This window comes from Halomonas sp. TH-94 (assembly GCF_057473365.1).
The window spans coordinates 1-9,714 of the sequence record NZ_JBYCKL010000084.1 but is presented as its reverse complement, the minus strand read 5'-3'; the positions used below and the strand labels follow the sequence as shown (position 1 = coordinate 9,714).

General features: G+C 65.3%; 8 protein-coding genes. 4 read left to right on the top strand and 4 right to left on the bottom strand.

Annotated features, from left to right (window positions below):
- The 4 genes from AC2VNO_RS15895 to AC2VNO_RS15880 form a co-directional block, all read left to right on the top strand.
- Positions 1-569, top strand: a 569-nt coding sequence (locus tag AC2VNO_RS15895; RefSeq protein WP_486935037.1) for a TRAP transporter small permease, incomplete at its 5' end; no start/stop codon positions are given.
- 3 nt (positions 570-572) lie between these two features.
- Positions 573-1,856: a TRAP transporter large permease gene (locus tag AC2VNO_RS15890; protein ID WP_486935036.1), complete on the top strand. Its 1,284-nt coding sequence runs from the start codon at positions 573-575 to the stop codon at positions 1,854-1,856.
- A 42-nt stretch (positions 1,857-1,898) separates the two neighbouring features.
- Positions 1,899-3,476, top strand: coding sequence for an aldehyde dehydrogenase (NADP(+)) (locus tag AC2VNO_RS15885; protein ID WP_486935035.1), 1,578 nt, complete (start codon positions 1,899-1,901; stop codon positions 3,474-3,476).
- Positions 3,477-3,521: 45 nt separating this feature from the next.
- Entirely contained in the window at positions 3,522-4,652 is a 1,131-nt protein-coding gene (locus tag AC2VNO_RS15880; RefSeq protein ID WP_486935038.1) for a fumarylacetoacetate hydrolase family protein, read from the top strand.
- Positions 4,653-4,778: 126 nt separating this feature from the next.
- Here the strand turns inward: AC2VNO_RS15880 and AC2VNO_RS15875 are convergent, their stop codons facing one another.
- From AC2VNO_RS15875 to AC2VNO_RS15860, 4 genes are all read right to left on the bottom strand, one after another.
- Positions 4,779-5,657: an SMP-30/gluconolactonase/LRE family protein gene (locus AC2VNO_RS15875; protein ID WP_486935034.1), complete on the bottom strand. Its 879-nt coding sequence runs from the start codon at positions 5,655-5,657 to the stop codon at positions 4,779-4,781.
- Between the two features lie 23 nt (positions 5,658-5,680).
- Positions 5,681-7,426, bottom strand: coding sequence for an IlvD/Edd family dehydratase (locus AC2VNO_RS15870; protein WP_486935033.1), 1,746 nt, complete (start codon positions 7,424-7,426; stop codon positions 5,681-5,683).
- A 23-nt stretch (positions 7,427-7,449) separates the two neighbouring features.
- Entirely contained in the window at positions 7,450-8,454 is a 1,005-nt protein-coding gene (araH, locus tag AC2VNO_RS15865; protein WP_486935032.1) for an L-arabinose ABC transporter permease AraH, read from the bottom strand.
- Positions 8,455-8,499: 45 nt separating this feature from the next.
- Positions 8,500-9,714: ATP-binding cassette domain-containing protein (locus AC2VNO_RS15860; RefSeq protein ID WP_486935031.1), on the bottom strand; the 1,215-nt coding region annotated here is incomplete at its 5' end.

Here is a 9,714-nt window from a genome sequence, read left to right as displayed (position 1 = left end):
TGACCACACCCATCCCCCCGACCGATCCCCATGAATATCTTGACGACCCCAACCGCAAGGCACTGGAGTTCGTTTTCGAGACCCCCAGGGGACCGGCCGTTTTACGTTGGCTGACGGTGCTCCTGGAGCACCTGATCGCCGCGATCCTGGTGGCGTTGATCGTATCGGTATCGGCCAACGTGCTCGGTCGGGCGCTGTTCAATCGCTCGCTGCCCTGGGCCGATGAACTTGCCCGCATGCTGTTCATCTGGCTGATTTTCATAGGCGCCGCCGCCGCCTTTGCCCGCTACGAACACATTGCCGTGGATTACCTGGTGCGCAAGCTCAGGCCTCGGGCGGCGCATGTGCTCTACCTGATTCAGCACCTGATCATCATCGGCCTGATGGGCGTGCTGATCTGGGGCGGCTATATCGTCATGTCCCGCTCTACCGGCCGTACCGCCATTCTCGGGGTGCCCTGGAACCTGATCAATGTCTCACTGGTGCTCTGCGCTGCCTTCATCGGCGCCGTGGCCGTCTGGCGCGCTTGGCAAAGCCTCACTCTCATTCGCACCGCTCAGGAGACGTAGCGCATGCTGTGGATTTTTCTCGGCATCCTGTTTGCCTCCATTGCCCTGGGGCTGCCGATCGCCTTCGGCCTGGGCACGGCTGCCGTCGTCCTGGCGGTCATGTCCGACATTCCCCTGTCGATTCTCATCGAACAGTCGGTGCGCGGGGTCAACAACTTCCCGCTGCTGGCGATTCCCTTCTTCATCCTGGTCGGCGAAGTGATGAGCGCCGGGGGTATCGCCCGACGCCTGATGGACCTTGCCGGCGCGTTGGTAGGGTTCGTGCGCGGCGGCCTGGGTCAAGTCGCCATCACCGGCTCGATGTTCTTCGGCGGGATCAGCGGCTCGGCCGTGGCGGATACCGCCGCCACCGGCGCCATGATGATCCCGTCGATGAAGCAGCAAGGCTATTCCGCTCCCCATGCCACTGCCATCAATACCGTCTCCTCGGTCATCGGCATCATCATTCCGCCCTCCATCCCCCTGATCCTGTTCGGCATCGTCACCGAAACCTCGATCAGCCGCCTGTTCATTGCCGGCATCGTGCCGGGCCTGCTGATCGGCTTCGGACTGATGGTGACCACCTTCATCATGGCCAGCCTGGAACACGCCGGAAAGACCCGCAAATTTCGGCTCGATCTGCTGTGGCAGGCCTTCAAGGCCGCCTGGCTGGCACTGGTCCTGCCGGTCATCGTGATCGGGGGCATCATCGGCGGGGTCTTCACCGCTACCGAGGCGGCAGTGGCGGCCCTGCTCTACTCGCTGTTCATCTCACTGGTCTTTTATCGCGAAATTCGACTGCGCGACCTGTGGGGCATGCTGATACGCACCGCCCGCCTGACCGGCATGGTCCTGCTGTTACTCGCGTTCGCCACGGTAATTGCCTGGTTCCTGACCATCAACATGGTGCCGCAGACCCTCGTCCGCCAGGTGCAGGCGATCACCCAGGAGCCCTTCCTGCTGCTGCTGATCGTGGCCGCACTGCTGCTGCTCGTGGGCTTCGTGATGGACCTGACGCCGGCCATGGTGATCATGGCGCCGATGCTGACCCCGATCGTCACCAGCGTGGGGGTGGATGCGGCCTATTTCGGCGTGCTGATGGCCTTCATTCTCGGCATCGGGCTGCTCACTCCACCCGTGGGGACCTGCCTCTACGTCGGCTGCGGCGTGGGCAAGGTATCGATGGAGTCGCTGGTCAAGGCAATGCTGCCGTACTACGCGGCCCTGCTGGTGGTACTGGTCATCCTGATCGCCTTTCCCGGCATCGTTACCTGGCTGCCGGACCTCACCGCCGTGCGTGGCAACTGACATCAACCCGAGTGAAATCGCTCTGACAACATGGAGTCCGCTATGACCCTGGAAGGCAAAATGCTGATCGGCCGCGAGGCCGTCAGCGGTAATTCCCGGCCCATTCAAGCCGTCGATCCCGCCACCGGCGAGACCCTCGAGCCCACCTACCTGGGCGGCAGTCGCACCGAGGTCGAGCGCGCCTGTGAACTCGCCGAGGCAGCATTCGCCGGCTATCGCGAGACGACACTCGAACAGCGTGCCGCCTTTCTCGAGACCATTGCCAGCGAGATCGAGGCGGTCGGCGACGCGCTGATCGAGCGCGCCATGGTCGAGACCGGCCTACCCCGGGCTCGGCTCGAAGGTGAGCGCGGCCGCACCTGCGGTCAGCTGCGCCTGTTTGCTAACGTGGTGCGCGCCGGTGAATGGCTCGACGTGCGCATCGACCCGGCCCTCCCCGAACGTGAGCCGCTGCCGCGGGCCGACCTGCGCCAGCGTCACATTGCGCTCGGTCCGGTGGCGGTGTTCGGGGCCAGCAATTTCCCGCTGGCCTTCAGCGTGGCTGGCGGCGATACCGCGTCGGCGCTTGCCTCCGGATGCCCGGTAATCGTCAAGGGCCACTCCGCCCATCCCGGCACTTCCGAGCTCGTTGGCCGTGCGGTGCAGCGCGCCGTCGAGAAGAGCGGCCTGCCAGAGGGTGTGTTCTCACTGCTGTTCGGCTCAGGCAGCGAGATCGGCCAGGCGCTGGTGGCAGACCCGCGCATCCAGGCGGTGGGCTTCACCGGCTCCCGCGGCGGCGGCACCGCACTGATGAAAACCGCCCAGGCGCGCCCGCAGCCCATCCCGGTCTATGCCGAGATGAGCTCGATCAACCCGGTGTTCCTGTTGCCCGAGGCGCTGCGTACCCGTGGGGCATCCCTGGCCGAAGGCTTCGTCGCCTCCCTCAATATGGGCGCCGGCCAGTTCTGCACCAACCCGGGGCTGGTGATTGCAGTAAAAGGCCCTGAATTAGACGCTTTCGTCGCAGCCGCCGCCGATGCCGTGAAGGGCAGTGCCGCCCAGACCATGCTCACCCCGGGCATCCATGACGCCTACGAACAGGGCGTGGGCCGACTGGCGTCGAACGGCAAGGTGCGCGAAGCGGCCCGCGGACAGGCCGGTGAATCGGCCAATCCGTGCCAGGCGGGGCTCTACGTCACCGCCGCAGAAGATTTTCTCAATGATCCCGAACTGCAGGAAGAGGTGTTCGGTTCAACCTCGCTAGTGATCGAATGCCGCGACGAGCAGGAGATTAGGCACGTGGCAAGCCAGCTCGAGGGCCAGCTCACCGCGACCCTGCAGATGGACGATGGCGACCTCGAAGTGGCCAAACGACTGCTACCGATCCTCGAGCGCAAGGCCGGGCGCATCCTGGCCAACGGCTGGCCGACCGGGGTCGAGGTGTGTCACGCCATGGTGCACGGCGGGCCCTACCCGGCCACGTCGGATAGCCGCACCACCTCGGTGGGCAGCGCAGCGATCTTCCGCTTCCTGCGCCCGGTGTGCTACCAGGCGTTACCGGAAGGGCTACTTCCCGAGCCGCTACGTGACGACAATCCTTGGGCGGTGTCGCGTCTGGTCGATGGTAAACGGGAGGCATGACACGTGAACGACGCCAACAAGACGAGCGACTATCTCCCTGAGGACATGGCCCAGGCGCTTCTGGTGGGCCGCGTATGGCGGGACGCCTCGGGGCCGAGGCCGGCCGGCCCCGCTCTGGTGGTGATACGCCAAGGCGAGGTGATGGACATCTCCTCTCACTGCGACTGCATGGCCGACCTGCTCGACCGCAACGATGCCGCCGCCTTCGTGAAAGACGTCGAAGGCGAATCGCTGGGCCCCGTTACTGGCCTGCTGCAGAACTCTCTGGCCGAACCGCAGCAAGCGCCCTACTTGCTCGCGCCCTGCGACGTGCAGGCGATCAAGGCCTGCGGCGTCACCTTTGCCGTCAGCCTGCTTGAACGTGTGATCGAGGAGCAGGCTGGCGGCGATGCCGCCAGGGCCAGCCAGCTACGCGCCGAGCTCAAACAGATGATCGGCCAGGACCTGTCGCGTATCGCACCGGGTTCCGAAGAGGCCATGGCACTCAAGACTGCTCTGCAGGCACGTGGCGCCTGGTCACAGTATATGGAAGTGGGGCTTGGCCCTGACGCCGAGGTATTCACCAAGGCCCAGCCGCTCTCGTCGGTAGGCTTCGGCGCTCACGTAGGGCTTCACCCGGCCTCGAAGTGGAACAACCCCGAGCCGGAGATCGTGCTGGCCGTGGACGCTGTCGGCACTCCGAAAGGCGCCACTCTGGGCAACGACGTCAATCTGCGTGATATCGAAGGACGCAGTGCCCTGCTGCTGGGCAAGGCCAAGGATAACAATGCCTCCTGCGCCATCGGCCCCTTCATTCGGCTGTTCGACGAAGGCTTTACCCTCGATAGCGTGCGACAGGCCCGCGTGTCGCTACGCATCGAAGGCGCAGACGACGGCTTCCTGCTCGAAGGCGAGAGCGACATGCGAGAGATCAGCCGCGACCCACTGGATTTGGTCCGCCAGACCATCGGGGCCCATCACCAGTACCCGGACGGCTTCATGCTCTTTCTCGGCACCATGTTCTCGCCGATCCAGGACCGCGACGGCGAAGGCCAGGGCTTCACTCACCATATCGGCGACAGCGTGACCATCGCCACACCGGCACTCGGTGCACTGGTCAATCGCGTCGATCACAGCGACTCGCTGCCACCCTGGACCTTCGGCATTCGCCAATGGATGGCCCATCGGCGCAAGTGAACCCTTCTCGAAACCGTTGGATTCCACTCGCGGTGTTTCTGAAGCAAGAAAAAACCCAGGCCGGATAACCGGCCTGGGTTTCGAGAAGCTACGTTGGAAAGTTGGCTCGATCCAGTCTGAAGCGGATCATCCCCCAAGCATCGGCGAAGCGAGGCCACGGACCCCCGGGGCCACGCGGAACAGGCTGCCCGCCAACGCCTCCTGGTCACGGCCGTGGGCCGCGGTGGTGATGTAGAGCTGATCCAGCCCGGGCCCGCCAAACGCACAGGAGGTCACTCGAGAGGCGGGCAGGATCAGCGTTTCGTCCAGGGTGCCGTCGGGCATGAAACGACTGACGCGCCCACCACCCCAATGGGCGACCCATAGCCCCCCTTCGACATCGCAGGTCAAGCCGTCCGGATAGCCCTGAGCTCCGCGGAAACGCAGGTGCTCGCGCTTGCCTGACAGCTCGCCGTCCGCGGAAAGGTCGAAGGCGTAGACGACTCCCGCCGCCGTATCGCTATGGTAGAGCGTACTGCCGTCAGGGCTCATGGCGGGGCCGTTGGCGACGCCATAGCCACGGTCGATCAGCTTCAGTTCTTTGCCGATGAGCCGGTAGAGCCCACCTTGGCCCGGCTCCTCATTCTCGCTCATCGAGCCGAACCAGAGCCTGCCGCAAGCGTCCACCGCCGCGTCGTTGAAGCGGTTGCCCGCCGGCTCGTCGGGTGTGACCCAGGCCTCGACGATGTGCGGCCCCAGCTCGTCGAGACGCAGATGCACCAGCCGCGAGGCGAGCCCGGCGATGAAGCCGTCGCCGTCACGGCGCGGGGCCAACCAGCAGCACGCTTCGTCGAGGGGCCAGCCGCTGGTCGCGCCGCTGGCGAAATCGTGGACGTGCAGGTTACGCCCGAGGATATCGACGAACAGCAACTGCCCGTCCTTGCCCCGATCGGGGCACCACAGCGGGCCTTCGCCCAGCTGCGCCCTGCCCCGCCATGCACAATGGATCATCGAGCCGTCGACCATGCGTCCCTCACCTCCCAACCGACTCAATGCGAATGCCTCGGCACGTCGGCGCCGCGACACCCGCGCAGGAAGTCGAAGTCGCAGCCCTCATCGGCCTGCAGCACCCGCTCGATGTAGAGCTGCCGATAACCGCCGTCGCTGGCAATACGGCGCGACGCGGCGGTAGGGTCGCTCTCGGCTAGGCGTGCCTCGAGCTCGGCATCGCCGATGTCCAGATGCAGCCTACCGGCGTCACAGTCGAGTTCGATCCAGTCGCCACCGCGCACCGCGGCAAGCGGCCCGCCGGCCGCGGACTCCGGCGCCACGTGCAGTACCACGGTGCCGTAGGCGGTGCCGCTCATGCGCGCATCGGAGATACGCACCATGTCGGTTACGCCCTGCTCGAGCAGCTTGGCGGGTAAGCCCATGTTGCCGACCTCGGCCATGCCATGATAGCCGCGCGGCCCGCAGTTCTTCATCACCAGCACGCTGCTGGCATCTACCTCCAGGTCAGGGTCGTTGATGCGCGCCTTGTAGTCGTCGAAATCCTCGAACACCACCGCCCGGCCACGATGGGTCATCAGCTCGGGGCTCGCCGCCGAGGGCTTGAGCACCGCCCCGCGCGGCGCCAGGTTGCCGTGCAGCACGCACATGCCTCCATCTTCGCGCAGGGGATCGTCCAGGGGCCGAATCACCTCATCGTTATAGAGCGGTGCATCCTTGACGTTGTCCCACAGCGTCCTGCCGTTGACCGTCAGCGCCTCCTTGTGCGGCAGGCGATCGGCTTCGCCCAGTCGACGCAGCACAGCGGGCAGGCCGCCGGCGTAGTAGAACTCCTCCATCAGGAAACGTCCCGAGGGCTGCAGGTCGACGATGGTCGGCGTGCCGCGGCCGATGCGGCTCCAGTCGTCGAGGTCTAGCTCGACGCCGATGCGCCCGGCAATCGCCTTGAGGTGAATCACGGCATTGGTCGAACCACCGATGGCGGCATTGGTGCGAATGGCGTTCTCGAAGGCCTGCTTGGTGAGCACCTTGGAGAGCGTGAGATCCTCCTCGACCATCTCGACGATGCGGTTGCCGGAGAGATGCGCCAGCACGTAGCGCCGAGAATCCACCGCCGGAATCGCCGCATTGTGCGGCAACGAGGTGCCCAGCGATTCCGCCATGCAGGCCATGGTCGAGGCCGTACCCATGGTGTTGCAGGTGCCCGCCGAGCGCGACATGCCGGCCTCGGCGGCCATGAAGTCGTGGAGCGAAATCTTGCCCGCCTTGACCTGCTCCGACAGTTGCCAGACCACGGTGCCGGAACCGATGTCCTTACCCTCGTGTTTACCGTTGAGCATCGGCCCGCCCGTGACCACGATGGTCGGAAGGTCGCAGCTTGCCGCCCCCATCAGCAGCGCCGGCGTGGTCTTGTCGCAGCCCACCAGCAGCACTACCGCATCCAGCGGGTTGCCGCGGATCGACTCCTCCACGTCCATGCTCGCCAAGTTGCGGGTGAACATCGCCGTGGGCCTCAGCAACGATTCCCCATTGGAGAACACCGGGAACTCCACCGGGTAGCCGCCCGCCTCCAGCACTCCTTTCTTGACGTGTTCGGCCAGCTTGCGGAAATGCGCATTGCAGGGCGTCAGCTCCGACCAGGTGTTGCAGATACCGATGATCGGCTTGCCCTCGAACTCGTGGTCCGGGATACCCTGGTTCTTCATCCAGCTGCGGTACATGAAGCCGTTCTTGTCGGCGCTGCCGAACCACTGGGCGCTGCGCAAGGGACGCTTGCGGTCGGTCATACGAGGCTCTCCTGAAACCGAAGTCATGCACGCTGGCGTCGGGTCTGCTTCCAGCGGTCGAACATCACCGCCAGCAGCAGAATCGCGCCGCGTACCAGGTATTGATAGAAAGTGGGCACGTTGAGCAGGCCCATGGCGTTCTGCACACAGCCCATGATCAACACCCCGACCAGCACGCCGGTAATGGTGGCCACGCCGCCGGAGAGCGCCACGCCGCCCAGCACGCAGGCAGAAATGACGGCCAGCTCGAGCCCCATTGCGGTGTTGGGGTCGCCCAGCCCCATGCGCGAGGTGAGCAGTACGCCGGCAATGCCGGCCACCACGCCCTGCAGGCCGAAGACGATGATCTTGAGACGCCGCACGTTGACCCCAGCCAGGGCTGCCGCCTCGGGGTTGCCGCCGGTGGCCAGCACGTTGCGCCCGAAGGCGGTCATGTTGAGCAACACCCCGAAGATCACGAAGCAGGCGATCATGGTCCACACCGGCAGGGTTAGACCGAGGAAGGAGGCACTGCCGAGGTCGAAGAACTCGGGCACGGTGATCATCACCGCATCGCCGCGGGAAGTGATGTAGGCCAGGCCGCGCACGAACTCCATGGCGGCGAGCGTGGCGATCAACGAATTGATGCCGAACTTCGCTACCACGAAACCGTTGAAGGCACCCACCGCACCGCCGGCGAGCACGCCGCCTAGCACGCCGATCAATACGCTGCCCGACGCCGAGGTCACCACGGCGGCGACGACACCGGCAAAGGCGACGATGGAGGCGACAGACAGATCGACCTCGCCCAGCGCCAGCACCATCATCATGGTGGTGGCGATGGTGCCGATCAGGGTGATGGAGAGCAGCAAGCCCACCATGTTGCGCCCGGTGAGAAAGCCGGGAATGAACACTGCCAGGGCGACGAACAGGATCACGAAGATGGCGATCAACCCGGAAGTGTCGAGCAGGGTGCGCAGAGGCTTGGGCAACCCGCGGCGGGGGGGCACCGCGGCCGTACCGCCGTCAGCGAATTTGTGGGTGGTCATGGGCAGTCCCTCAGATTGCTCTTGTTCGAAAGGTCATGCGGGTGATCAGGCGGGCAGCGCCAGCCCCAGCAGGCGTTCCTGAGTGGCCTCACGGCGCGGCACGATGTCGACCAGCGCTCCGTCGCGCATCACGCCGATGCGGTCGCAGATGGAGCTCACCTCGGCCAGATCGCTGGAGATCACGACGACGCTCTTGCCCTGCTCGGTCAGCTCGAAGAGCAGGTTATAGATATCGCGGCGAGCACCCACGTCGATGCCACGGGTGGGTTCGTCCATCACGAACAGGTCGATTTTCTCGGCCAGCCAGCGCGCCAGAATCACCTTCTGCTGGTTACCACCGGAGAGCTTGCCGATGGGCGCGCGCGGCCCCGGCGTCTTGATGCTCAGCCGCCTGATGTAGTCCTCGGCGTTGGCACGTTCGCGCCGCGGGTCGCGCAGCAGCCCCCAGCGCTTGAAGAAGCGTCGGCAGCTGATGTTGAGATTGTCGGCAACGCTGGCAACGGGGAAGATGCCCTGCGACTTGCGATCCTCGGGACACATGGCGATACCCATGCGAATGGCCTCCCCCGGGCTGGCGAAGCGTCGCGCCACGCCCTGGAAGCGCACTTCACCCGACTTGGCGGTCTCGGCGCCGCATACCAGCCGCATCAGTTCGCTGCGCCCTGCCCCCACCAGGCCGAACAGGCCGAAGACTTCGCCGCGCTTCACTTCGAAGCTCACCGGCGCCTTCAGCCCCCGGCCCTCGATGGCGTCGATCTCGAGCATCACGTCGCCCTGCTCGCGCTCCCGATAGCCATAGACGTCCTCGATGTCGCGGCCGACCATCTCGCTGACCAGGGTGTCGTGATCCAGCGCATCGAGGCTCTCGTGGGTGCGGATGTGCTTGCCGTCGCGGAACACGGTGACCGCATCGCACATCTTGAAGACCTCCTCCATGCGGTGGGTGACGTAGAGCACCACGCGGCCCTCGTCGCGCAGTCGGGCGACGATACGCTCGAGCTGACGCGTCTCCTGTACCGACAGGCTGCTGGTTGGCTCGTCGAAGGCGATGACGCGAGCATCGCGCAGCAGCGCACGGCCGATCTCGATCATCTGCTGCTGACCGATGGAGAGGTCGCGAACCTTGGTCGAAGGGTGAATGCTGCCCTCGCCGAGCACCGCGAGCATGCGCATCGCCCGTTCGCGCAGTCGCCGTCGGTCGATGAACCCGTGATGAGCCGGCAGTTGGCCGAGAAGGAGGTTCTCGGCCACCGACATGTT

Bases quoted from the DNA above. Each gene is read 5' to 3' on its own strand.
- AC2VNO_RS15870 (WP_486935033.1), bottom strand. From the start codon at position 7,426: ATGACCGACCGCAAGCGTCCCTTGCGCAGCGCCCAGTGGTTCGGCAGC.
- araH (WP_486935032.1), bottom strand. From the start codon at position 8,454: ATGACCACCCACAAATTCGCTGACGGCGGTACGGCCGCGGTGCCCCCC.
- AC2VNO_RS15880 (WP_486935038.1), top strand. From the start codon at position 3,522: ATGGCCCAGGCGCTTCTGGTGGGCCGCGTATGGCGGGACGCCTCGGGG.
- AC2VNO_RS15875 (WP_486935034.1), bottom strand. From the start codon at position 5,657: ATGGTCGACGGCTCGATGATCCATTGTGCATGGCGGGGCAGGGCGCAG.
- AC2VNO_RS15885 (WP_486935035.1), top strand. From the start codon at position 1,899: ATGACCCTGGAAGGCAAAATGCTGATCGGCCGCGAGGCCGTCAGCGGT.
- AC2VNO_RS15890 (WP_486935036.1), top strand. From the start codon at position 573: ATGCTGTGGATTTTTCTCGGCATCCTGTTTGCCTCCATTGCCCTGGGG.